At 29.1% G+C, this 23029-nt stretch carries 26 protein-coding genes; 13 read left to right on the top strand and 13 right to left on the bottom strand.

Annotated elements, in window-relative coordinates; all coding sequences use genetic code 11:
- Nucleotides 1-106: 106 nt before the first annotated feature.
- Nucleotides 107-946, bottom strand: a complete 840-nt coding sequence (locus tag ACFO3U_RS00770; RefSeq protein ID WP_379737487.1) for a DUF5777 family beta-barrel protein — start codon at nt 944-946, stop codon at nt 107-109.
- A 25-nt stretch (nt 947-971) separates the two neighbouring features.
- Nucleotides 972-1361: an OB-fold protein gene (locus ACFO3U_RS00775; RefSeq protein ID WP_379737488.1), complete on the bottom strand. Its 390-nt coding sequence runs from the start codon at nt 1359-1361 to the stop codon at nt 972-974.
- A gap of 174 nt (nt 1362-1535) precedes the next feature.
- On the opposite strand from ACFO3U_RS00775, the gene ACFO3U_RS00780 reads away from it, so the two are divergent.
- The 9 genes from ACFO3U_RS00780 (at nt 1536) to ACFO3U_RS00820 (ending at nt 10024) form a co-directional block, all read left to right on the top strand.
- On the top strand, nt 1536-1901 hold the full coding sequence (locus ACFO3U_RS00780; RefSeq protein WP_379737489.1) for a hypothetical protein: 366 nt from the start codon (nt 1536-1538) through the stop codon (nt 1899-1901).
- An 18-nt stretch (nt 1902-1919) separates the two neighbouring features.
- Nucleotides 1920-2462, top strand: a complete 543-nt coding sequence (locus ACFO3U_RS00785) for a YceI family protein (RefSeq protein WP_379737491.1) — start codon at nt 1920-1922, stop codon at nt 2460-2462.
- A 130-nt stretch (nt 2463-2592) separates the two neighbouring features.
- Nucleotides 2593-3459: an AraC family transcriptional regulator gene (locus ACFO3U_RS00790; protein WP_379737492.1), complete on the top strand. Its 867-nt coding sequence runs from the start codon at nt 2593-2595 to the stop codon at nt 3457-3459.
- Between the two features lie 44 nt (nt 3460-3503).
- Nucleotides 3504-4541, top strand: a complete 1038-nt coding sequence (hemH, locus tag ACFO3U_RS00795; RefSeq protein WP_379737494.1) for a ferrochelatase — start codon at nt 3504-3506, stop codon at nt 4539-4541.
- Nucleotides 4541-5893 (top strand): MATE family efflux transporter, encoded by a 1353-nt coding sequence (locus ACFO3U_RS00800; protein WP_379737496.1) that lies wholly within the window; start codon nt 4541-4543, stop codon nt 5891-5893. Before hemH ends, ACFO3U_RS00800 begins: the two co-directional genes overlap by 1 nt.
- Nucleotides 5883-6425, top strand: coding sequence for a CopD family protein (locus ACFO3U_RS00805; RefSeq protein WP_379737498.1), 543 nt, complete (start codon nt 5883-5885; stop codon nt 6423-6425). The genes ACFO3U_RS00800 and ACFO3U_RS00805 overlap by 11 nt, the downstream gene beginning before the upstream one ends.
- 75 nt (nt 6426-6500) lie before the next feature.
- Nucleotides 6501-7913, top strand: a complete 1413-nt coding sequence (locus ACFO3U_RS00810; protein ID WP_379738147.1) for a sensor histidine kinase — start codon at nt 6501-6503, stop codon at nt 7911-7913.
- A 52-nt stretch (nt 7914-7965) separates the two neighbouring features.
- The gene (locus tag ACFO3U_RS00815) at nt 7966-8748 is read left to right on the top strand and encodes an enoyl-CoA hydratase/isomerase family protein (RefSeq protein ID WP_379738149.1); all 783 of its coding nucleotides are present in this window, start codon (nt 7966-7968) and stop codon (nt 8746-8748) included.
- Between the two features lie 157 nt (nt 8749-8905).
- Complete coding sequence (locus tag ACFO3U_RS00820) at nt 8906-10024, top strand: ATP-binding protein (RefSeq protein WP_379737500.1); 1119 nt, start codon at nt 8906-8908, stop codon at nt 10022-10024.
- Between the two features lie 39 nt (nt 10025-10063).
- On the opposite strand, the gene ACFO3U_RS00825 is transcribed toward ACFO3U_RS00820, so the two are convergent.
- From ACFO3U_RS00825 to ACFO3U_RS00855, 7 genes are all read right to left on the bottom strand, one after another.
- A complete protein-coding gene (locus tag ACFO3U_RS00825) occupies nt 10064-10708 on the bottom strand; it encodes an HD domain-containing protein (RefSeq protein ID WP_379737502.1) in 645 nt (214 codons plus the stop codon).
- Between the two features lie 69 nt (nt 10709-10777).
- Entirely contained in the window at nt 10778-11767 is a 990-nt protein-coding gene (locus tag ACFO3U_RS00830) for an acyl-ACP desaturase (RefSeq protein ID WP_379737504.1), read from the bottom strand.
- A gap of 4 nt (nt 11768-11771) precedes the next feature.
- Nucleotides 11772-12506, bottom strand: a complete 735-nt coding sequence (locus ACFO3U_RS00835) for a lysophospholipid acyltransferase family protein (protein ID WP_379737506.1) — start codon at nt 12504-12506, stop codon at nt 11772-11774.
- A gap of 98 nt (nt 12507-12604) precedes the next feature.
- Nucleotides 12605-13051 carry a hypothetical protein gene (locus tag ACFO3U_RS00840; RefSeq protein WP_379737508.1) on the bottom strand — a complete coding sequence of 149 codons (447 nt, stop codon included), beginning with the start codon at nt 13049-13051 and terminating at the stop codon, nt 12605-12607.
- Between the two features lie 107 nt (nt 13052-13158).
- Nucleotides 13159-13569 (bottom strand): BrxA/BrxB family bacilliredoxin, encoded by a 411-nt coding sequence (locus ACFO3U_RS00845; protein ID WP_338376004.1) that lies wholly within the window; start codon nt 13567-13569, stop codon nt 13159-13161.
- A 102-nt stretch (nt 13570-13671) separates the two neighbouring features.
- A complete protein-coding gene (locus ACFO3U_RS00850) occupies nt 13672-14811 on the bottom strand; it encodes a lycopene cyclase family protein (RefSeq protein ID WP_379737510.1) in 1140 nt (379 codons plus the stop codon).
- Nucleotides 14812-14846: 35 nt separating this feature from the next.
- Entirely contained in the window at nt 14847-17099 is a 2253-nt protein-coding gene (locus ACFO3U_RS00855) for a TonB-dependent receptor (RefSeq protein WP_379737512.1), read from the bottom strand.
- An 82-nt stretch (nt 17100-17181) separates the two neighbouring features.
- On the opposite strand from ACFO3U_RS00855, the gene ACFO3U_RS00860 reads away from it, so the two are divergent.
- Genes ACFO3U_RS00860 through ACFO3U_RS00875 form a run of 4 tightly spaced genes read left to right on the top strand, consistent with a single transcriptional unit; the run spans nt 17182 to nt 19747 of the window.
- Nucleotides 17182-17829 (top strand): metal-dependent transcriptional regulator, encoded by a 648-nt coding sequence (locus ACFO3U_RS00860; protein ID WP_379737514.1) that lies wholly within the window; start codon nt 17182-17184, stop codon nt 17827-17829.
- A 2-nt stretch (nt 17830-17831) separates the two neighbouring features.
- On the top strand, nt 17832-18650 hold the full coding sequence (locus ACFO3U_RS00865) for a ZIP family metal transporter (RefSeq protein WP_379737516.1): 819 nt from the start codon (nt 17832-17834) through the stop codon (nt 18648-18650).
- Between the two features lie 38 nt (nt 18651-18688).
- Nucleotides 18689-19105: a hypothetical protein gene (locus ACFO3U_RS00870; protein WP_379737518.1), complete on the top strand. Its 417-nt coding sequence runs from the start codon at nt 18689-18691 to the stop codon at nt 19103-19105.
- Nucleotides 19106-19138: 33 nt separating this feature from the next.
- Nucleotides 19139-19747 (top strand): porin family protein, encoded by a 609-nt coding sequence (locus tag ACFO3U_RS00875; protein WP_379737520.1) that lies wholly within the window; start codon nt 19139-19141, stop codon nt 19745-19747.
- A 4-nt stretch (nt 19748-19751) separates the two neighbouring features.
- On the opposite strand, the gene ACFO3U_RS00880 is transcribed toward ACFO3U_RS00875, so the two are convergent.
- The 4 genes from ACFO3U_RS00880 to ACFO3U_RS00895 form a co-directional block, all read right to left on the bottom strand.
- Complete coding sequence (locus ACFO3U_RS00880; RefSeq protein WP_379737522.1) at nt 19752-19874, bottom strand: FeoB-associated Cys-rich membrane protein; 123 nt, start codon at nt 19872-19874, stop codon at nt 19752-19754.
- Nucleotides 19874-21985 (bottom strand): ferrous iron transport protein B, encoded by a 2112-nt coding sequence (gene feoB, locus ACFO3U_RS00885; protein WP_379737524.1) that lies wholly within the window; start codon nt 21983-21985, stop codon nt 19874-19876. The genes ACFO3U_RS00880 and feoB overlap by 1 nt, the downstream gene beginning before the upstream one ends.
- Before the next feature lie 3 nt (nt 21986-21988).
- The gene (locus tag ACFO3U_RS00890; protein ID WP_379737526.1) at nt 21989-22222 is read right to left on the bottom strand and encodes a FeoA family protein; all 234 of its coding nucleotides are present in this window, start codon (nt 22220-22222) and stop codon (nt 21989-21991) included.
- 85 nt (nt 22223-22307) lie between these two features.
- Nucleotides 22308-23003 (bottom strand): SCO family protein, encoded by a 696-nt coding sequence (locus tag ACFO3U_RS00895; RefSeq protein ID WP_379737528.1) that lies wholly within the window; start codon nt 23001-23003, stop codon nt 22308-22310.
- Between the last annotated feature and the right edge of the window lie 26 nt (nt 23004-23029).

Below are 23029 nucleotides of genomic sequence, written 5' to 3' on the forward strand. Positions count from 1 at the left end.
AGATTGTGTTTTAGTATCATTTACGGATTAGTTTTTTAGACGGTTTTAAATTTTGTAATAAAAACATCAATTTAGAATCATTTTAAATACTTTAGTGCTTAAATATTTAAAAAACGCGTAGTAAATTAAAACCAAAATAGACATCTGCTTTTGTCCAATCTCCTGTTGTTTGAGCAAGATATCCTGCTTCATGAATTCCTTGCGAACTAGTAAAGTGCATTTGAAAAACATGTCCACCTGTTTCTAAATCAAAGCCAATTGATAAAGGGTTCTTGTAGATAGAGTTTGATGCCCTATTTAAGTGAGCGGCATAATCAATATTTAGAGACCATCGTTTTGAAAGCTTGTAACGACCTCCAGCTCCAATTAAATACTGTGTATTGTTTTGCAGGGGATTATCCACAAAATTTTCATGTAAAAATGTTGGAGCAACTTCCAGTGAAAGTTTTTCAGAAAATTTTCTAGAAACTAATAATTGGGCTACATAACTTAATCGATTGTCAAATTTTAATTTTGGGTAAAGACTTTCTTTTAAGGTATTATTAATTGCTAAACTTGTAAATCCAGTAAAAGTTACTGGAAAACCTTCATTAACTTGGTTGATAAGTGTATATTTTGTGGAAAAATCATAGGCTAACTCACTTCTTGCACCACTAATTGTAAGCCAATCGGTTAAACCATAAACAAATTTTAATTGGGTATTGGCATTATCTAAACCATAAAAACCTTCAAAATCATCTTTTATAGAACCAAATCTATGGGCTACAATAAAATATAAATCACCTTTGGCTGCTAGTTTCGTTGATTCTAGGTTAACAATTTTTAGAGCTTTAAATGTTGAAGATACTTTTTGATTAACAGAAATGCTATCTAAACCTTCTAATAAATCTTCTTGTGAAAAAGTGAATAAAGGAAGTAAAAATAAAAATAGTGTAATTTTTTTCATGATATAATTTTAGCTGAAGGGTTATTTATTGTGTAAGAAAGCATTGGTCCATTTTAAACTCTTCTAATAATTCATCATAGCCAAGAAAGCGTCCTTTAATTTTTAGTTTTTTGCCTAAAACAATTTCTTTAGCTAAACTGTCATTAAAGCTTGCAAATATTTTTTCATCAAGAACAATAGCATTATTATCAGTATCGATACTTGTAATTTGCCCATTAACTTCAATAGTTTTGTCCTGATATTTTTTTAAAGCTAAACTGTCGTTGATGGCAAACTCATTTTGCAACTCAGACACTTTAATTGTATGAGCTGATTTTTCATTAGCAATATCTCTATGATCTTTATAGGCATATAAATAAACTGAAATTGCAATAGCTGAAAAAATCAAAAAGCCGAAAAGTATTTTTTTGTTCATGATTGCTCTTTTTAAAAGGTTCAATTCTATCTACGTTAAAAGGACAAAGTTGGTTTTACATTTAAAAAAACTATAGTTAAGATTTTAACGTATATGATTTTACTTAATTTTATGATTTACGACTTGTAGAATTTTATTTAAAAAGCGAATCAATATAAATTCAAAACCAATAAGATGAATTCAAAAAAACGCATTGCACTTTTTTTATTTACAGGACTATTATTTGCTTGTTCAAATGATAATCCAGAAACTTTAATAGATAGTACACCTATTTTAGAAGAGATAACTTATTCAAAAAATATTAAGTCTATTATAGATAATAATTGTATTTCTTGTCATGCTCAAGTACCTATTAATGGAGCACCAATGTCTTTGGTGACTTATGAACAAGTAAGAAATGCTGTTCAAAATAGAGGATTAATCAACAGAATTTCATTAGATAATGGTAATAGCTTGTTAATGCCTCAAGGTGGTCCAAAATTACCACAATCTACAATTGATTTAGTGATTAATTGGGAACAAGACGGTTTGTTAGAATAAAAATTAAATATAAAAATCATGAAAAAAATAATAATAGCACTATTTTATGTTTTGAACGTTAGTATATGCATGTCTCAGGAAAAAATGATCAGTAAATCTGCAGTGGTTACTTTTGAAGCATCAGTTCCTTCCTTTGAAGAAGTAAAAGCTACAAACAGTAATGTCACCTTTGTTTTAAATACCAAAACAGGTGAAATTGCAAGTTTAGCACTCATGAAAGGTTTTAGATTTAAAGTTGCTTTAATGGAAGAACATTTTAATGAAAATTATATTGAAAGTGACAAATATCCAAAAGCTATTTTTAGAGGTAAAATTGAAGGATTTGACGTTAATGCTTTGACAGATACTTCCAAAGATTTTGTGATTAATGGTAAACTTGAGCTTCATGGCAAAACAGTTGCAATAAAAACTAATGCCAAAATGAGTAAGTCATCTAGTGGAATTAGTTTGCAATCTAATTTATCAGTTAATGCAAGTGATTTTGATATTTCAATTCCTTCAGTAGTAAAAAACAAAGTGTCAAATAAAATTAACATTAGTATTTCTGCTAATTTGAAATAATGTATCAAAACTTTAAACAAACTATAAATTTAAAAGAAAACAAAGAATAAACCATCAAAATAATTTAATTTTGTAATATGTGGTTGTTTAAAAAAAATAATTACATCAACATGAATAAAGCTTATTTAAGATGGAAGAAGAAATAAAAATTGAACCCGATTTTATTTTATTGCGTTTTCAAAATGACACTGATGAGGTACAACGTTTTGAAAAACAGGTTAAAACAGGATTGATTCAATTTCATTTTAATGTGAAGGGGAAAGGAAAATTTATTTTTAATAATGGAAGTTATGCTTTAGATTTGAAAGAAGAGAAGTCACTTTTATTATACAATCCTCAAAAAGAATTGCCTTTACATTTAGAAGTTGCACCAAAATCTTGGATTATTTCCGCACTTATTTCTATAAAAAAATTCCATACTTTATTTTCTAATGAAGCAGAATATATTCCTTTTTTGAGTGAAGAAAATTTAGATAAAAAATATTATGGTGAAGAAGACATAAGTCCGTCAATGGCAATTGTGTTAAATCAAATTTTTCATTATAACCAAAATACATCTATTAAAAATCTGTATTTAAAAGGGAAAGGGTATGAGTTATTGAGCTTGTATTTTAACAGAAATGAAGATCCAAATGCAGAACACTGTCCGTTTTTAATAGATGAAGAAAACGTTCTTAAAATCAAAAAAGCCAAAGAAATTGTAATAGCTAATATGGCTGAACCACCAGGTTTACAAGAATTAGCAGACCAAGTTGGGTTGAATATTAAAAAGTTGAAAGTTGGTTTCAAACAAATTTATGGAGATAGTGTTTATAGCTTTTTGTTTGATTATAAAATGGAATATGCACGTCATTTGTTAGATAGTGGTTCTTATAATGTTAATGAAGTTGGATTGAAAATTGGTTACAGCACTTCTAGTCATTTTATTGCTGCTTTTAAGAAGAAATTTGGCACCACACCAAAAAAATATTTAATGAATTTGAATTTGAATGTATAAAAATAGTTTAATTTAAAAAATTTCCGTTTTCTCGGAAAATGTATATGAAAAAAGGAGTATTATTAGTAAACTTAGGTTCACCAGAAAGTCCAACACCAAAAGACGTTAAGCCTTATTTAGATGAATTTTTAATGGATAAATATGTAATAGATGTTCCATTTTTATTGAGAGCTTTGCTAGTTAGAGGAATTATTTTACAAACAAGACCCAAAAAATCAGCAGCAGCTTACGCAAAAATTTGGTGGGATGAAGGCTCTCCTCTAATTGTATTATCTAAAAGGTTACAAGAAAAAATTCAAAAGCAAGTTAGTGTACCAGTTGAATTAGCTATGAGATATGGTAATCCAAGTATAGAAAATGGTTTACAAAAATTAAGTGATCAAGGAATTACTGAAGTTTTGTTATTTCCTCTGTATCCACAACATGCAATGGCTTCAACAGAAACTATTTTAGTATTAGCTGAAAAATTACGCAAGGAAAAATTTCCTCATATGAGTTTCACGATAATTCCAGCTTTTTACAATCAAAAAGACTACATCAGAGATTTATCAAATTCAATCAAAAGACATTTAGAAGGATTTGAATATGATCATTTATTATTTTCATATCATGGAATTCCTGAGCGTCATATTCGTAAAACTGACATCACAAAAAGTCATTGTAAAATAGATGGTAGTTGTTGCAACACACCTTCACCTGCACATGAATTTTGCTATCGTCATCAATGTTATGAAACGACAAAACAAGTAGTAGAATTTTTAGGAATTGAAGAAGGAAAATACAGCCAAACTTTTCAATCGCGTTTAGCAGGTGATAAATGGTTAACACCTTATACGGATGTTGAAATTAATAAAATGCCAGAAAAAGGGATTAAGAAATTAGCCGTTGTAACTCCAGCTTTTGTTTCCGATTGTTTAGAAACTTTAGAGGAAATTGCAATGGAAGCCAATCATCAATTTAAGGAACATGGTGGAGAAGAATTTTTAGCGATTCCATGTTTAAATGATGATGATGATTGGGCAAAAACATTAAGCCGTTGGGTTGATCAATGGGCTTTTCAAAATCAAGAACAAACCGTATAATGGCAGTTTCTTCCACCGAATTAGGTACATTAAGTATAAAAGATTTATTGATTAAACAATCAGTTCCTGCTTCGATAGGCATATTATTTATGTCTGTCAATATCTTAATTGACACCATTTTTGTTGGACAATGGATTGGTTCCTTGGCTATAGCAGCAGTTTCGGTTGTTTTACCAATAACATTTTTAATTTCATCTTTAGGAATGGCTTTAGGAATTGGAGGAAGTTCCATTATTTCTAGAGCATTAGGAGCCAATAATCGTGAAAAAGCATTACATACCTTTGGAAATCAAATTTTGATGACCCTTGGTTTGGCTTTAATTTCTGTTTTTGGAGGGTTATTTTATTCGGATGAAGTGCTATTACTTTTTGGAGCTAATGGTGCAATCATGGAACCTGCAAAAGAGTTTTTTATTCCTGTTTTGTATGGTGTTCCTTTTTTGGCTTTATGTATGATGGGAAACACAGTTATCAGAGCAGAAGGGAAACCTAAATTTGCTATGATTGCCATGATAATTCCAGCTTTTAGTAACATAATTTTAGATATTGTTTTTATAAAACTTTTAAATTGGGGAATGTTTGGAGCTGCATTGGCAACTTCAATTTCTTATTTTATGTGTTTTGCTTTTATATTATGGTTCTTTATTTTTAAAAGTGAATTGCGTTTACACCTAAAACACTACTTGTTAGACTTTAAAATCATTTCAGAAATTACATCTTTAGGGTTTGTAACTTTTGCTCGACAAGGTGTTGTGGCTATTTTATCTATCATTTTAAATCATACGCTTTTTGTTTATGGTGGAGAACATTCGGTAGCTGTTTACGGCATTATAAGTCGAATGTTAATGTTTGCGTTGTTTCCAATTTTAGGAGTAACACAAGGTTTTTTGCCAGTTGCAGGATACAATTATGGAGCAAAAAAATATGTAAGAGTTAGTGAAAGTATTTCAACATCTATAAAATGGGCTGGAGTTTTAGCAACCATAATTTTTTTAGTTATTTTAGTTTTAGCTGAACCAATTGTAGCAGTTTTTTCTAATGATGCAGATATTATTAAAGAAACACCAAATGCCTTACGAATAGTTTTTGCAGCTTCACCAATTATTGCCATTCAATTAATAGGAGCAGCTTATTTTCAAGCAGCAGGAAAAGCTATTCCAGCACTTTTACTAACATTAACCAAACAAGGATTTTTCTTGATTCCATTAATTTTAGTTTTACCAAATTATTATGGTATTTTTGGAGTATGGATTTCATTTCCAATAGCTGATATTTTATCTACAATTGTTACAGCCTTCTTTTTAAAAAGAGAGATGAATCGCAAATTAACACACGCACAAGATGGAATATAATTACATAAAAGCATTGCATTTAATATTTGTAATCACTTGGTTTGCTGGACTTTTTTATATTGTTCGTTTATTTGTTTATCATGCAGAAGCCAAACAAAAGCCACAACCAGAGCAAGATATTTTAATCAAACAATATCAATTAATGCAATATAGACTTTGGTATATTATTACTTGGCCAAGTGCTGTTTTAGCGAGTCTATTTGCTTTTTATTTGCTCTATTTAAATCCAAGTTGGTTATCTCAATCTTGGATGCACGTAAAGTTGGCATTTGTTTTGCTGCTATATATTTATCATGCAAAATGCCATCAAATATTCAAACAATTGCAAAAAAACGAAGTCAAACACACTTCTAACTTTTTTAGAATTTGGAATGAAGGAGCAACAATAATCTTATTTGCCGTTGTTTTTTTAGTGATTTTAAAAAGTGCTATCAATTGGATTTTTGGGGTTATCGGAATTTTTGTATTTTCAATTTTAATTATGTTAGGGTTTCGATTCTACAAAAGAATTCGAGAAAAAAATAAAAGCTAATGTAGTTATCAATAAATTATGGATAGAATTTTCAATATAAAACACCTTTCGTTGCGATTAAGAATATTTCTTTCCATGATATTTTTAACAATGATTGCATCTATATTGATTGCTGCAGTTTCTATTTACCAATTCAAAAAAGAAGCTAGAGAATATCACCAAGACAGGTTAGAACGAAAAGAAAATGCCATTGTTGAGCATATAAACTATGTGCTTCAAAACACAACTTATCCTTTATCAACTCAAAATATTCCATTAATTTTCAAAGAAAAAATCTATGAAATATCAGATGTTCATAGTATGGAATTGAATCTATATGATTTAAAAGGTGATTTGCTACTCTCATCTAGAGCAGTTTTTAAACAAGACAAAGAATCACCAAATATCAATTCATCTACTCTTAAAATACTAGAATCTACAGTAGAAAAAAGGTATGTAGAATTTAAAACTATTGATAGTTTAAAGATGCGATATTCTTATAGTTATATCAAAGACAATAAGTTTAAACCATTGGCTATTTTAAATTTACCTTATGAGGAAGATACTGATTTTTATGACAATGAATTACAAAATTTTTTAATTCGATTTGGACAAGTGTATGCTTTTATGTTTTTAATTGCAATTGCACTTTCTTATTTCCTCTCAAGTTATATTACAAAATCATTAAAAGTGATTAGTGATAAAATTAAAGAAACAGAATTAAATCAATTAAATGAGCGTATAGTTTTAGAAGAAGGTAGCAAAGAAATTAATTTATTGGTTCAAGCTTACAATAGCATGGTTGATAAGCTAGAAGAAAGTGCTTCCAAATTGGCTCATAGCGAAAGAGAACAAGCTTGGAGGGAAATGGCTAAACAAGTGGCTCATGAAATTAAAAACCCTTTAACTCCAATGCGATTGACGGTTCAAAGTTTTCAAATGCGTTTTAACGAAAATGATCCTGATGTAAAGAAAAAATTAGATGATTATTCTAAAACTTTGATTCAACAAATTGATACGATGAGTTCTGTGGCTAATGCATTTTCTAATTTTGCATCTATGCCAGCGCAACAAAATGAAACCTTAAATGTGGTTAAAATAGTAGAATTGTCATTGGAAATTTTTAATGAAGATTTTATTCAATTTTCAAGTATTGAAGCTGAAATTATTGCTCGTTTAGATCGTACACAATTGATTAGAGTAATAACTAATTTGGTTAAAAATGCCATTCAATCTATTCCAGAGGAACAAGAAAACAAACAAGTACAAGTTAATGTTTTCAGAGAAAATGAAGATGTAAAAATTACGGTAAAAGACAACGGAAAAGGAATTTCGGAAGAAAATAAGGCTAGAATTTTTGAACCAAAATTCACTACAAAATCAAGTGGAATGGGATTAGGTTTAGCAATTATTAAAAATATCATTGAAAATTATAATGGAACTATTACTTTTGAAAGTGAAGAAAATAGAGGAACAACATTTTTTGTTTCATTTCCAATAACAGATTAAATCATATATAAACTCAATTATCGTTCGGCCTTAGTCAACGGTTTAAAAATTAATAAAAATGGAAAACATTTTAATAGAAAAACAAGAAAACATTGCTATTGTAACCATCAATAGACCTGAAAAATTAAATGCCTTAAACAAAGCTACTATTCAAGAATTGCATGAAGGTTTTAAGTCTTTAAATGAAGATAAATCTGTAAAAGTAATTATTGTTACAGGAAGTGGAGAAAAAGCATTTGTAGCTGGAGCCGATATTTCGGAATTTGCTAATTTCTCTGTTGAAAATGGAGGTTTATTGGCAGCTAAAGGGCAAGAAATTTTGTTTGATTATGTTCAAAATCTTTCAACTCCAGTAATTGCAGCTGTAAATGGATTTGCTCTTGGTGGTGGCTTAGAATTGGCAATGGCTTGTCATTTTAGAGTAGCTTCAGACAATGCAAAAATGGGATTACCAGAAGTAACTTTAGGTGTAATTCCAGGTTATGGTGGAACTCAAAGACTACCTCAACTAGTTGGAAAAGGAAGAGCTATGGAAATGATTATGTCAGCCGCTATGATTGATGCAGAAACCGCAAAAAATTACGGTTTAGTAAATCATGTTGTACCTCAAGCAGAACTGTTAGAATTCACAAAAGGAATTGCCACAAAAATTACCAAAAATTCATCTGTTGCCATTGCAAAAGCTATAGAAGCAGTAAATGCTAATTACGAAGATGGTGTTAACGGTTATGAAACAGAAATCAAAAATTTTGGTGCTTGCTTTGGAACCGAAGATTTTAAAGAAGGGACTACTGCTTTTTTAGAAAAGAGAAAAGCTGTTTTTCCTGGTAAATAATCTAGTTCATGTATTTTTCTTCTAGATTAAACTTTTATTAAATATCATATTATTATATTTTTTTGATATTTAAATATCATATTATTATATTTTTTAATTATTTAAATAATATTTTATTATATTTATTGCTATATTTGTCTTTTAAATTTATATTAAAATGATAAGTAGAGTCCAACAGAATTATTTAGATTCATTGCTTTTTAAGGGAAAAGCAATACTTATATTTGGTGCAAGACAAGTTGGGAAGACATCCATAATGAAAAATACCATAAAAAATCATTCTTTTTTGTGGTTAAATGGTGATGAACCCGATACGCAATTACTTTTAGAAAATATTACTTCGGATAGATTAAATGCAATAGTTGGCTTAAATAAAATTTTGGTTATAGATGAAGCTCAAATGATTCATAATATTGGATTACTCATTAAGCGTATGGTTGATAATTTTCCCGAGATTCAAATCATTGCTTCTGGGAGTAGTGCTTTTGAGTTAGCCGATAAAACCAAAGAAAGTATGGTTGGCAGAAAGGAAGAAATACAATTATTTCCTTTAAGTTTTTCAGAAATGGTTACGCATACTAATTTTGTGGAAGAAAACAGACTTTTACCACATCGATTAGTTTATGGATACTATCCAGAAGTTGTAACTAATATAGGAAATGAAGAAAAAATATTAAATGACTTGGTAGATGGGTTTTTATATAAAGATATTTTAAATATAGAAGGAATAAAAAAATCAGCTACTTTACATAAATTGGTTCAAATGTTAGCTTTTAGAATAGGAAGCGAAATAAACACCACTTCATTAGGCAATGATTTAGGAATTAATCGTTTAACTGTTGAAAAGTATATCGATATTTTAGAAAAAAACTTTATCGTTTTTAGTTTAAATGCGTTTAGTAAAAATCAAGATAATGAACTGAAGAAGGGACGAAAAGTGTATTTTTATGATGTAGGGCTTAGAAACAGAATAATTAAAAATTTCAAACCAATCGAATTGCGTGATGATGTTGGAGCTTTATGGGAAAATTTTATTATTAGCGAAAGGAGAAAGAAATTGAGTTATGAAAATAATTTTTCGGATACTTTTTTTTGGAGAAATACACAACAAGCTGAAATTGATTATTTGGAAATAAAAAATCAAGAAATAGACGCTTATGAAATAAAATATAATCCAAATGTAAAGGTAAAATTCACAAAATCATTTACAAAAAATTATGAACCTAAAACCACAAAGGTCATTCATAATAATAATTTTTGGGAGTTCATTTTATAAAAGTTTCAGTAAAAAAATCATTGAACTGCAAACTACTTACTACAAAGACCCATCCCATTCTGCATAAAATTGTGACAAGAATTTTTCCATAAAAACATGTCTTTCTTGGGCTAATTTTTTACCAGATTCTGTGTTCATTTTGTCTTTTAAAAGCAACAATTTTTCGTAGAAATGATTAATAGTTGGAGCTTCACTATTTTTATATTCTTCTTTGCTCATCTTGAGGTTTGGAGCAATATTTGGATTATAAATAGCTCGGTTCTTAAATCCACCGTAATTGAATGTTCTTGCAATTCCAATTGCACCTAAAGCATCAAGTCTATCAGCATCTTGAACAATATCTAATTCTTTAGAATTAAATTTTCTTTCAAAATTTCCACCTTTAAAAGAAATATTTTCAATGATGTTAAGCAAATGATAAATAGTTTCTTCCTTCACTTTTTCTTTTTCAAGAAATTCTCTGGCTATTTTTGGACCAACGGTCTCATCACCATTATGAAATTTACTGTCTGCGATATCGTGTAAAAGGGCTCCAAGTTTTACAATTTCTAGGTTACACTCTTCATTTTGGGCAATCAAAAGGGCATTTTTATAAACTCTCTCAATGTGAAACCAATCGTGTCCACCTTCAGCATTTTGAAGTTGTTTTTTAACAAATAGAATTGTATTATCTATTAATGACATATAATTAATTTAAAAAAAAATCCAAACTCTTTTAGAATTTGGAATTATAAAAATTCAAATTTTATTGTTTTACTTAATCAAAGCAGGTTGAACCCATTTGAAAACATGACTTTCTTGAGGAATCACAAGTCTTTCTGAAATTCTTGTCATACGAGCAGGCAATTTCATAAGGAAATCTCTAGCTTTTTCTGCTTCGTCAGTAAGATTTGAAATTTTATCAATTTCCCATTTATCAATTAATTTCTGCATAATATCCACATAATCTGCAGAAGTATAAACACCAATTCGTTGTGCTGAATCAGAGAAATTTTCAAAAGCTGAACTTATTTTTTCACCACTTTCTCTTAAAAAACCAGCAGGCATTGTTATTTTATGTTTCATCATATGTTGAAAAGCCAACATCATTTCACTTGGGTCAACTTTAAAAATCTGATTCACAAATTCACTATACGCATGATGATGACGCATTTCGTCACCAGCAATTAAACGACACATTTTTGCAAGTTTGTTATCACCATATTTTTTGGCCATTTGAGCTACACGATTGTGAGAAACATAAGTAGCTAATTCTTGAAAACTTGTGTAAACGAAGTTTTTGTAAGGATCTGTTCCTGTTCCAATGTCAAAACCATCAGCAATTAAATGTTGAGTTGTCATTTCAATTTCTCTCATGTTTACTCTTCCAGATAAATAAAGATATTTATTCAAAACATCACCATGACGATTCTCTTCAGAGGTCCATTGTCTAACCCATTGACTCCATCCATTTCTTCCTTCATTATCAACACCTTCTACTTCCATCAACCAAGATTCGTAAGTTGGTAAAGCTTCTTCGGTAATTGTATCACCTACTAAAGTAACCCAAAAATCATAAGGTAAATCTTTAGCTATTTCTCTTAACTCTCTAACTTCTTCATAGAAATTTTCGTTTTGAGAATCAGGCAATAAATCAGTTGGTTGCCAAATTGTTTCAACTGGAATTAAGTAGTCTTCAACAAAGCTGTCAATTCTTTTTTCCAAAAATTGCATCACTTCTAATCTAACATTTTTTATAGACATAAATTTATATTTTAATAGCGTCAACTATTGTTTTTTCTGTTTTTTCAAAGATTTCTTCAAATGAAAAGTCTGATATTTTTAAAGGTTCATGAATTTGAAAATTTATTTTATTTCCTAAACCTAGAGGGAATTGTCCAAATTTAGTCATTTTCCATGAATTATTAATGGTAATTGGCACAAAGTAAGCATCTGGAGCAAATTTGTATAGCATTTTTAACCCATTGACAGAAAAAGGTTTAGGAACTCCTGTTTTGCTTCTTGTTCCTTCTGGAAAAATCGTTACTGAATAATTATTTTTATTGATGAATTCACCACATTTTTTAATTTCACCTAAGGCTTGTTTTGGGTCTTTTCTATCAATTAATGCCGAGCCACCTTTTCTCAAATTATACGATACACTTGGAATACCTTTTCCTAATTCTTTTTTGCTAATAAATTTAGGATGCCAAGCTCTCATAAACCAAATTATAGCTGGAATATCATATAGACTTTGATGATTGGCAACAATAATTAAAGGAACGTTTTTAGGTAGTTTTTCTCTTCCTTTGAATGAATAGGTCGTGCCTAAAATATGTGTATTTCTAACCAAAAACCAATTTAATACAAAAACACTTATTCTGTGTGCATTGTAGCCAAATAAATTGTAACAAATCCATTGAATTGGATGAAAAAGCACTAACCAAAATAAGAATAGTGCATAATATAAAATAGAAAGTGGATATGAAATTAACTTTTCCATCAAAAAATATTTTGCACAAATGTACTATTATTATCATAAAAAAACACCACTAAACATAGGGATTTAGTATGCTTGCATAGTGTTTTGCTTTTAGATAATTATTGAAAAACTATTGGTTTTGTTGTTTTCGGAATTTTTACAATATGAAACGGATGAGCAACATCAGTAGTTAAGCCAACTTGTAGATTTTCAACATCAACGGTAATATTATTTGAATTTTCTTGAATATTAGTAATATCAATTGTAGTAGTGCTATTTTTGACTTCAATGACAAAAAGAATCATATAGTTTTGAAAATCGATATTAGTTTCAGCAAAAGGAGTGTTGTTTATAACACCAATTGTTGAAAAATTAGTCATTAAAGTTTGCCAATCAGCAGTGTTGGAAATTACAATATTTTCGTTTCCGTAAGTATTGTTGTAATTCAAATGACCTTTTATAATTTGAGTTGGAATTATAGTTTGAGGAGCAACCGTTGCATCATCATCATTGGAACAACTCAATGTAAAAAACAAAATCAGGAATAAAAAAGAAGTCTTCATCATGTTTGGTTTTATATATAAGATGAATGTTTTTAAAAAGGGTTGCGTAAAAATAAAAAAATCCCTAACTAATTGTTTAGAAAGGGATTGATTTTTTTAAAAAATATTAATTAGCAATATTCGTTGTAAGCATCTTGTAAGTTTTCAGCAATTAATTCTGCTGGACGACCTTCAATGTGATGACGTTCTAACATATGAACTAATTCACCGTTTTTGAACAAAGCCATACTTGGAGATGATGGAGGAAAAGGGAACATTTGTTCTCTAGCTGCATCAACTGCTTCTTTGTCAACACCTGCAAAAACAGTAACTAATTTTGAAGGTTTTTTAGCACCTGCTAAACTCATTTTAGCACCAGGACGAGCATTTCTTGCAGCACAACCACAAACCGAATTTACAACCACTAAAGTTGTTCCTTCTGATTGAATTGCATTCTTTACTTCGTCAGCACTATATAAATCTTGAAAACCAGCGTCATTTAATTCAGCACGCATTGGTTTAACCATTTCTTCTGGATACATAATAATTTTGTTAAAAGTTAACGAGTTGCAAAGTTACAAAGATTTTTTGTAGTCTACTCTTTTGAAATCATAAAGATTTGTTATGGTTTAATAGATGAAATACTATCTAAATATTCTGCATAATAAAGCTTTTACAAAAGGAATTTTTGGACATTTTAAAATGACTTTTAAATCTTCAAATAACGTAGTTTCTTCGTCTAAAAATTTTAATATCAAACCCGAATTTTCATCTTGAAATAAACCTGAAAACACTTTTGAACCTATTGAATTGTCTTTGTATAAAACATCAATAAAGAGTAAATCATAAAACCAAAATTTATCTTTTTTATGAAATTTAGTAAAGTCAGAATTTGTTTCTAAAAATGAAACCAACTCTTTTGATTTTTTAGTCACATTTTTAAAAGTGAAACCTGTACTTGCTTTTGTCCAACCACCAGCAGAACCAATATTTATGATGTTTTTTGTATTGTTTTTCCAAAAAGGATAACATGTCATGGGAATATTGCCTTGTTCTTTTTCTACAATTTCATATTCAGTTATGCCTAAATTTTTGATGTATAATTCAATTTCGTTTTCGTATTCTTTTTTAGAAAGTAAATCTTTTGAAAAGAGTGTATATTCTAATAGTGCTTCATTTTTTGAAGTTGGTAAAACATACATAAAACGTGTATTCCCTTTTTGTTTTACTGAAAAATCCATAAAAGTGGCTGCATTTTCATCAAAAACAGACTCTTTACTTTTTATAAACCAACCTATAAAATGCTGTTGTAATAACGGATATTTTTTTTGAGAAGTAACTAAATTTGGATTAAAAATAGAATTAAAAACCTTGTTACAAGTAAAATTATTTTCTTCTGTTTTGACCAAACAATGATTGCCTAATTCTGAAAAATCAATTACTTTTTCTTGTAAAAAATGAATGTTTTCATGTTTTGAAATTTCATTAAAAATGAACTTATAAAAATCTGTACCTTGAATCATTTTATAGTGATACGGTTCAATGTTTAATTGTTTCCTGTAATTTTCATTAGCAAAAAGAGTATTTTTCCATTCTTTATAAATTATTTCTTCAAAATGGTTTGAATCATCCCAAAAACACCAAGTTCTATCATTAGTTTTTTTTGCATCACTATCAATTAGAAGAATTGTTTTGTCTTCTGTTTTTTTTGACAAAATCATTTCATAGACAGTCATTAAAGCTGCTAATCCAGTTCCTGTAAAAATATAATTGAAGTGTTTCATTTTTCAAAGATAGAGAATTTTGACAGTGATAAATATCAATCTAATCTAAATCTAACTCCAAAGAAACCTCTTATTCCTTGATTTGGGCCATAAACATAACTTGGATCAAATGTTAAAGCGTAAGGATTGTTTGGTGTTGCAGTTGCATTTCCATTTGTATCAAAAACAACTTCCTTGTCAAATGGGTCATTTGCTCTAGCAATAATGAATGGATTATTCTTATTTGGTGTCCAATTTAAAAGGTTTTTTATGCCTCCATAAAATTCAAATTGATTGAGTTTTTTATAAGTAAATTGTATGTTTTGAATACTCCAAATAGGTGAATATTCCCTTCTTGGATCTAAATTTCCTAATAAAGGCAATCGCATTGGACCATATAAATTCCCTGTGTAATCAATAGATAAAAACCATTTTGGAATATCGTATGAAATACCCCAAGTTGCACTATATTTTTCTGTTAGAATTGGAGTTGATAAAATTCCGTCTCTTTTTATTTTTGAATCTAAAACAGTAAAACCAACCATTGATTTTAATCCAAAGGGGAAAATGAATTCAACATTTCCTGTTAAACCATAAGTCTTAGAATAGCCATTTAAATTAGTATAAATAATTTGGTTAGGGTTTGTGTCATAATCAGGAAGAATTTGATTTTCAAAATGAGTATACCAACTTGAGAATTCTAAAACAGTATGTGTTCCATTATCAAACTGAAATTTTTTTAAATAATTCAAATTAACATTATAGGAAGTTTCAGGATTTAAATTTTCTGTAATAATTACATCTCTAGAACCAGTCAAAGCAGCATGTTCTTCAGTAAATAAATTAACCACTCTAAAACCAGTTCCTGCATTTATTCTGAAAATATCATTTTTAGTAGGTTTCCATTTATAGGCAATTCTTGGCGTGTAAATTAAACCATGAATGGAATTATAATCTAATCTTGAACCTAATAAAACACTTTGTGCTTCCGTAAACTTAATTTCATCTTGAATGAAAAGGCTACTAATTTTCGTCTTTTCGGGTTCTATGGTTGCAGTTGTGTTGTCATTATAATATTGATACCTAAAAGCTGTTCCCAATAAAAAATCATGCTTTCCAATAGTTTTGTCCCAAGTTAATTGTCCAAATGCAATTTCTTGTTGAGCTAAAAACAAAACATTTCCATAAACAGATTTTTGATCATGATTTGTATAAGAAAAAGAAGCAAACATATTTTCTGAAACGGGTAATTGGTATTTTCCTAAAGCCTCATATCTTGTAGTGTAAATACTTTCACCATAAATTTCATCACCACCTCTAAAATTTTTATTCCATTGCAATTCTCCACCCCAACGATCTTCATAAAAAAATCTTCCAGCAAAACTCAATTCTTTTCCATTTTTTCTATCAATACTAAATTTGTTAAAAACTGAAATTCTATCTTGAAGTGTTACATCAGTGAAATTATCATGGTTGTTGTCAATAAGGTTGTTGTAATTGAAATAATTTATTCCTAAAAGGGAATTTATATTTTTAACAATTCTATATTTTGCACCAATATCTATGTTGTTTTCTAGCCAAGAAGTACTAAAAACATCAGCAAAAAACATTGGAGCTGTTTCTGGACGTTTGGTAATAATATTTATTAAACCACCAACAGCTTCACTTCCATATAAAGATGATGCTGGACCTTTTACAATTTCAATTCTATCGATTAATGAATTTGGAATTCCAGACAAACCATAAACAGTAGATAAACCACTAACAATTGGCATTCCATCAATAGTCACCATTGTATAAGGTCCTTCTAAACCATTAATATGAATGTCTCCAGTATTGCAAATGTTACAATTTAATTGAGGACGAACACCATTCACATTTTGAAGTGCTTCGAACAGGTTTGAAGTTGGATTTTTCTTTAAGAACACTGCTGAATATACTTCAACTGGAACAGGTGATTCTAATCGAGAGACGGCTTTTAATGTTCCGGTGAGCACGACTTCGTCTAAAGTATCAATTTCATCTAACTCACAGTTTACGATTAATTCATTTTGATTGAAAATGGTGATTGTTTTTTTTACAGTTTTTAGTCCTGTAAAAGAAAATTGAAGTGTATATTTTCCGTTAGGAATATTCTCAAAGTTGTATTGACCATTTTCTTGTGTTGTAACTCCTTTGCTTAATTCAATTAAATAAACTGTTGCAAAAGCTAAACTTTCATTATTTGATATAACTTTCCCTGTTATTGAATTTTGGGAAAAAGAGAATATCGTAAATAAGAGTAATATAAAATATTTTTTATTGAACATTAAATTAATTTTTAGACAAAACTAAAAACATAATTACTCGAATCAAAATAAAAATTTATATATTTGCTTAAAACAATAGTTAATGACTACTTCAGAAGAAAATTATTTAAAGGTAATTTATCATTTATCAGTGGTTTCTCCAAAAGGTGTAAACACGAATGCAATTGCAGGAATGCTTGAAACAAAAGCTTCTTCAGTAACAGATATGTTGAAAAAATTATCCGAAAAAGATTTAGTAAAATATAAAAAATACCAAGGTGCTTCTTTAACTGAAAAAGGAACTTTAACTGCAAAAATGATTGTAAGAAAGCATCGTTTGTGGGAAGTTTTTTTGGTGGAAAAATTAAATTTCACTTGGGATGAAGTGCATGAAATTGCTGAAGAATTAGAACACATTCAATCGGAAAAATTAATTAATAAATTAGATGCATTTTTAAATTTTCCTGATTTTGATCCTCACGGAGATCCAATTCCAAATGCAAATGGTGAAATTAAAAAGGTGCAAAAACAACTTTTATCAGATGCTAAAATCGATGTTTCTTATAAATGTGTTGGAGTTAAAGATTCTTCGGCAGAATTTTTACAGTATTTAGACAAACAACAAATTGCATTAGGTTCGACTTTTAAAATTCTAGAAAAAGATACTTTTGACGACATTTTACAAGTTGAAATTAACGGAAAAAAAATTACGATTTCAGATAAAATAGCTACTAACTTATACGTTCAATAATTATGTTTCAAGATGTATTAACTTATTTAGAAAGCATTGACCCAATTTTGGCTGCTTTTTATGCAACCATGTTTACTTGGTTTGTAACGGCTTTAGGAGCCTCATTTGTATTCTTTTTTAAAGGAATGAACCGAACATTTTTTGATGGAATGTTGGGTTTTACTGGTGGAGTGATGGTTGCTGCAAGTTTTTGGAGTTTGTTAGCACCTTCCATTGAAATGAGTGAAGGAGAAGGATTTATAAAAGTAATTCCGGCAGCTCTTGGATTTGCTTTAGGAGCTTTATTTATTTTTATGTTAGACAAAACTTTACCTCATTTACACATTAATTTTAAAGAAACAGAAGGTATAAAATCACCTTGGCAACGAACTACTTTATTAACCTTAGCTATTACTTTACACAACATTCCAGAAGGATTAGCAGTTGGAGTTTTATTTGGTGGAGTTGCAGCAGGAATTCCTGAAGCATCTATTGCTGGAGCGGTTACATTAGCCATAGGAATTGGAATCCAAAATTTTCCAGAAGGAATTGCGGTTTCAATGCCTTTGCGAAGAATGGGAATGAGTAGAAGAAAAAGTTTTATGTATGGACAAGCCTCTGCTATTGTTGAGCCTATTGCTGGAGTTTTAGGAGCAGTTGCTGTGACTTTTTTTACACCAGTATTACCTTATGCTTTAGCTTTTGCTGCTGGTGCAATGATTTATGTAGTGGTGGAAGAAGTAATCCCAGAAACACAATTAGAGAAAAACACAGATATTGCCACTTTAGGATTTATCGGTGGATTTATTGTGATGATGACTTTGGATGTGGCTTTAGGATAAAAACTTTGTGTAACTTTGAGAAATAAATTTTTACTCAAATGAAGTATTTCACACCAATTATAGCTCTATTTATTTTTATAAGTTGTGCTTCAAAACAAGTTATAAATGAAAACGAAATCGTAATTAATTCAACTTCTCTAACTAAAGTTGGGAATGATTATGAAATGAAAATTACCAAAATCCTTTCAGATTCCCGTTGTCCTGAAGGAGTAGAATGTATTTGGGCTGGAGAAGTTCAGTTGGAACTTGAAATTTATAAAAATCAGAAATTTGAAAAAACGGAAACACTTTCCATCAACTATAAAACAGTAGAACAAAACAAAGATTTTTTTGCAAAATACATTTTAATAGATAAAAAAGTAAAAGATATTTTGGTTCAACCTGTAAAAAAAGAAGGTCAAAATATTGAATTGAAGGATTATGTTTTGAAAGTTGAGTTGGAATGTTATAAATAAAATTTACATTTGTATTTAATATAAATTTATAAAATGAAAAAAGCGATTTTTATCACTCTTGTTTTTTTAGCATCAAATTTAATTAAAGCTCAAAATATTTCTTATGGACCAGTAATTGGTTATGCTCTTTATGAAATAGGGAATAATAATGGAAGATATCATTTTGTAACTGATAAAAACAAAACAGTTAATTTTGGAGCCTATTTAGAATATCAATTTACAGATAATTTAGGTTTAAAAACAGAATTAATTTTCAACAAAAAAGAAGCATATTACGAATCATCTTCTTTTACATTTCCACAAGACAAATTTAATTTTTCATTTGTAGAAATAAATCCAAATTTGAAATATGATTTTGGACAAGAATATAGAAAAGGTTTTTATATGCTATTAGGCCCAAAAATTTCTTTTTTAACAAAAATAACACTTGAAAATGAAGATGTAAAAGATGATTTTGAAACTTTTATATATGGAGGGCAACTAGGTTTTGGATATAGAATTTTTAAGTTTATTGATTTGCAAACAAAAATTGAATATGATATTGCTCCCTTTATTAAATTTGATAATGATAGAAAAAGTCAGTTTTTTGGTGCCAACATTTCTTTAAATTTAGATTTAGAGCAATTAATAAATTCAAATTAAAATTTTAATGACAAGCACAATCATCACCACAAGATTTTGATTTCTTGGCAGATTTTTTCCAGAAGAATTTTTTAAGTAAAAACCCAACGGCTATAAAAAGAGCGATGTAAACTAAAATTTCTTGCATTATTTTAAGAATTGATAAGCAATTAAAGACACAATATACGCAAATCCACTCATAAATGCAAGTTGGATTATAGGCCATTTCCATGAATTGGTTTCTTTCTTCACAATAGCTAACGTACTAATACATTGCATTGCAAAAGCATAAAACAACAATAACGAAATTCCAGTAGCAAAATTAAAAACCTTTTCACCTGTTACCGGATTTATTTCGGCTTGCATTCTATTTTTAATGGTTTTTTCCATATCATCATCGTTTCCACCAACACTATAAATTGTCGCTAAGGTTCCTACAAAAACTTCTCTTGCAGCAAATGAACTCACAACAGCAATTCCAATTTTCCAATCATAACCTAAAGGTTTAATGGCTGGTTCAATAGCTTTTCCCACAATACCAATATAAGAGTTTTCTAATTTATAAGTATTGACTTTGGTTTCAATTTCTGAAGGATTCAATGTTGTATTAGAAGCTATTAATTCCTTAGAAACTATTTCTTCAGCATTGTCAAACTCTTTTGTTGGACCATGCGAACCTAAAAACCAAAGAATAACTGATAGAGCCAAAATAATTTTTCCTGCTCCAAAAACGAAAGCTTTTGTTTTTTCTAAGACATTTATTCCAACATTTTTAAACATCGGAATTTTATAGCTTGGCATTTCAACTACGAAATAGGTTTTGCAACTTAATTTTAGAAATTTATCCAATAACCATGAAGAAAATATAGCCATAAAAAAGCCAATTAGATACAACAACATTAGTGTTAAACCTTGTAAACTCAAGAATCCAAAAAGTCTTTCTTCAGGAATTATTAAGGATATTATAATAGCATAAACAGGTAATCTTGCAGAACAAGTGGTGAATGGTGTAACCAAAATGGTGATTAAACGTTCTTTCCAGTTTTCGATATTTCTGGCACTCATTATGGCAGGAATTGCACAAGCAGTTCCAGAAATTAAAGGCACAATACTTTTTCCCGAAAGACCATATCTTCTCATGATTTTATCCATCAAAAACACCACTCTACTCATATAACCACTTTCTTCTAAAATGGAAATAAAGAGAAACAAAAAGGCTATTTGAGGAATAAAAATTACAATTCCACCAATTCCAGGAATAATTCCTTCGCTAATTAAATCAGTAAATTTTCCGTTAGGAAGATGTGTACTTGCATAACTAGATAAATTAGCAAATGATTCATCTATAAAGTCCATTGGAATTGTTGACCATTCAAAAATAGATTGGAAAATAGCAAATAATATAAAGAAGAAAATTACGTAACCAAAAACTTTATGTGTAAGAACTCTGTCCAATTTGGCTTGAATATCAGTTGCTTTAGATTTGTCAATTTTTTGGCCAATTTTCAAGGTATCGTTTATAAATTGATACCTTTTAATAGTTTCTTTTTGCTGCAAACGTTTTAAATCAGAATGTGATTTAGTGAACGAACTTTTAATTTCATTACGTTCTAAATTCAAGAAATTAACATCTTGAGTAATAACCAACCAAAGTTTATAAATCAATTGGTTTGGAAAAGCTTTTCTTAATTTATCAAAATATTCAGGATCTATTGAAGATGCATTTAAACAAGGTTCAACTGAGATTTCTTCATAATTTAGAATCAAATTTTTTAATTCTACAATTCCCAATTTTTTTCTTGAACTAACTAAAGCAATTTTGGTTTTTAATTCTTGTTCTAAAAATGGAATATCAAGCTCAATACCTTTCAATTTCATTCGGTCACTCATGTTGATGACCAAAATTGTTGGAATTTCTAAATCTTTAATTTGGGTAAAAAGTAGTAAATTTCGTTTTAGGTTTTCCACATCAGAAACCACAACAGCTACATCTGGAAAATCTGGATCTTTTTTGTTTAACAATAGTTCAATAACAACATTTTCATCAATTGAACTTGCATTTAAACTATAGGTTCCAGGTAAATCTATAATTTTAGCTTTAACATCATTAGATAATTTGGCAATACCTTGTTTTTTTTCAACAGTTATTCCAGGATAATTTCCCACTTGCTGATTCAAACCAGTAAGTTGATTGAAAACAGAAGTTTTCCCAACATTAGGATTTCCGATTAAAGCAACTTTGATATTTTTTTGAGCCATATTTTAGTTTTGCTCTTTTAAGATGCTAATTTCTTGAGCAGTTTCTAAGCGAATTGCTACATGTGAATCATTAATGGTGTAGTACAATGGATCACCAAGAGGTGCAATTTGAATCAATTCAATACTATTTCCAGGTAAACAACCCATTTCGAGTAATTTTAACGGAATTACGTCAATGTTTACATCGATTATGGTAGCTCTCTCTCCTTTTTTAAGTTGAGTTAAATTGATTTCCACGCTTATTTAGATTGAATTAAAATACAAAAGTAAAAATTTATTACCGATTAATACTGATATTTATCATATTTTAACTTTGGAGGTATTATTTCTCTTTTTCAGCAAGCCATTTTATATCTTCAAAAAGTTGGGTTACATTTTTGGTGCCATCTTCTGTTGGTTGATCAAGGTTGGTTCCGTCATAAAAACCTCTAATTCTACCTTTTTTATCAATAAGTACAAAATTTTCGGTGTGAACCATATCATATAATTCATCAGGTTTTCCTGTTTCAACAGCTAAATAAGATTTTCTTGCGATGTAATAAATGTCTTTTTTATTTCCGGTAACTAAATTCCATTTGTTGTCCAAAACTCCTTTTTCAAGAGCATATTTTTTTAAAACAGGAACGCTATCAATATCAGGAGTTACACTGTGTGAAAGTATCATAACATCAGGTATATCTTTGATTTTATCTTGTAACCAAACCATGTTATCTGTCATAATTGGGCATATTGTTGGACAAGTAGTAAAGAAAAAGTCGGCTACATATATTTTGTTTTTATAATCTTTTTGAGTGATTGTTTTTCCGTTTTGGTTTGTAAACTTAAAATCAGCAATTTTATGATTATAACCTATGTGCTGAATCGTTGTGTCAACTAATTGAGGATTAACATCTTTAGGAGTAAATATTGGAAGTGTTTTTTGTGGCTGTAAAAGATTGTAAATTCCAACAAAAATTAAAATTGAGAGACTCAAAAAGATAAAGATGAATGTTTTGTATTTTTTAATTGTGGAAAGCATTTTTTTTTGCAAAAGTACAAAACCTT

Source organism: Flavobacterium ponti, from assembly GCF_042652765.1.
Lineage (GTDB): Bacteria > Bacteroidota > Bacteroidia > Flavobacteriales > Flavobacteriaceae > Flavobacterium > Flavobacterium ponti.

Excerpts from the sequence above, each read along its gene's own strand:
- ACFO3U_RS00770 (WP_379737487.1), bottom strand. The coding sequence starts at position 946 with ATGAAAAAAATTACACTATTTTTATTTTTACTTCCTTTATTCACTTTT.
- ACFO3U_RS00775 (WP_379737488.1), bottom strand. The coding sequence starts at position 1,361 with ATGAACAAAAAAATACTTTTCGGCTTTTTGATTTTTTCAGCTATTGCA.
- ACFO3U_RS00780 (WP_379737489.1), top strand. The coding sequence starts at position 1,536 with ATGAATTCAAAAAAACGCATTGCACTTTTTTTATTTACAGGACTATTA.
- ACFO3U_RS00785 (WP_379737491.1), top strand. The coding sequence starts at position 1,920 with ATGAAAAAAATAATAATAGCACTATTTTATGTTTTGAACGTTAGTATA.
- ACFO3U_RS00790 (WP_379737492.1), top strand. The coding sequence starts at position 2,593 with ATGGAAGAAGAAATAAAAATTGAACCCGATTTTATTTTATTGCGTTTT.
- hemH (WP_379737494.1), top strand. The coding sequence starts at position 3,504 with ATGAAAAAAGGAGTATTATTAGTAAACTTAGGTTCACCAGAAAGTCCA.
- ACFO3U_RS00800 (WP_379737496.1), top strand. The coding sequence starts at position 4,541 with ATGGCAGTTTCTTCCACCGAATTAGGTACATTAAGTATAAAAGATTTA.
- ACFO3U_RS00805 (WP_379737498.1), top strand. The coding sequence starts at position 5,883 with ATGGAATATAATTACATAAAAGCATTGCATTTAATATTTGTAATCACT.
- ACFO3U_RS00810 (WP_379738147.1), top strand. The coding sequence starts at position 6,501 with ATGATATTTTTAACAATGATTGCATCTATATTGATTGCTGCAGTTTCT.
- ACFO3U_RS00820 (WP_379737500.1), top strand. The coding sequence starts at position 8,906 with ATGATAAGTAGAGTCCAACAGAATTATTTAGATTCATTGCTTTTTAAG.
- ACFO3U_RS00825 (WP_379737502.1), bottom strand. The coding sequence starts at position 10,708 with ATGTCATTAATAGATAATACAATTCTATTTGTTAAAAAACAACTTCAA.
- ACFO3U_RS00830 (WP_379737504.1), bottom strand. The coding sequence starts at position 11,767 with ATGTCTATAAAAAATGTTAGATTAGAAGTGATGCAATTTTTGGAAAAA.
- ACFO3U_RS00835 (WP_379737506.1), bottom strand. The coding sequence starts at position 12,506 with ATGGAAAAGTTAATTTCATATCCACTTTCTATTTTATATTATGCACTA.
- ACFO3U_RS00840 (WP_379737508.1), bottom strand. The coding sequence starts at position 13,051 with ATGATGAAGACTTCTTTTTTATTCCTGATTTTGTTTTTTACATTGAGT.
- ACFO3U_RS00845 (WP_338376004.1), bottom strand. The coding sequence starts at position 13,569 with ATGTATCCAGAAGAAATGGTTAAACCAATGCGTGCTGAATTAAATGAC.
- ACFO3U_RS00850 (WP_379737510.1), bottom strand. The coding sequence starts at position 14,811 with ATGAAACACTTCAATTATATTTTTACAGGAACTGGATTAGCAGCTTTA.
- ACFO3U_RS00855 (WP_379737512.1), bottom strand. The coding sequence starts at position 17,099 with ATGTTCAATAAAAAATATTTTATATTACTCTTATTTACGATATTCTCT.
- ACFO3U_RS00860 (WP_379737514.1), top strand. The coding sequence starts at position 17,182 with ATGACTACTTCAGAAGAAAATTATTTAAAGGTAATTTATCATTTATCA.
- ACFO3U_RS00865 (WP_379737516.1), top strand. The coding sequence starts at position 17,832 with ATGTTTCAAGATGTATTAACTTATTTAGAAAGCATTGACCCAATTTTG.
- ACFO3U_RS00870 (WP_379737518.1), top strand. The coding sequence starts at position 18,689 with ATGAAGTATTTCACACCAATTATAGCTCTATTTATTTTTATAAGTTGT.
- ACFO3U_RS00875 (WP_379737520.1), top strand. The coding sequence starts at position 19,139 with ATGAAAAAAGCGATTTTTATCACTCTTGTTTTTTTAGCATCAAATTTA.
- ACFO3U_RS00880 (WP_379737522.1), bottom strand. The coding sequence starts at position 19,874 with ATGCAAGAAATTTTAGTTTACATCGCTCTTTTTATAGCCGTTGGGTTT.
- feoB (WP_379737524.1), bottom strand. The coding sequence starts at position 21,985 with ATGGCTCAAAAAAATATCAAAGTTGCTTTAATCGGAAATCCTAATGTT.
- ACFO3U_RS00895 (WP_379737528.1), bottom strand. The coding sequence starts at position 23,003 with ATGCTTTCCACAATTAAAAAATACAAAACATTCATCTTTATCTTTTTG.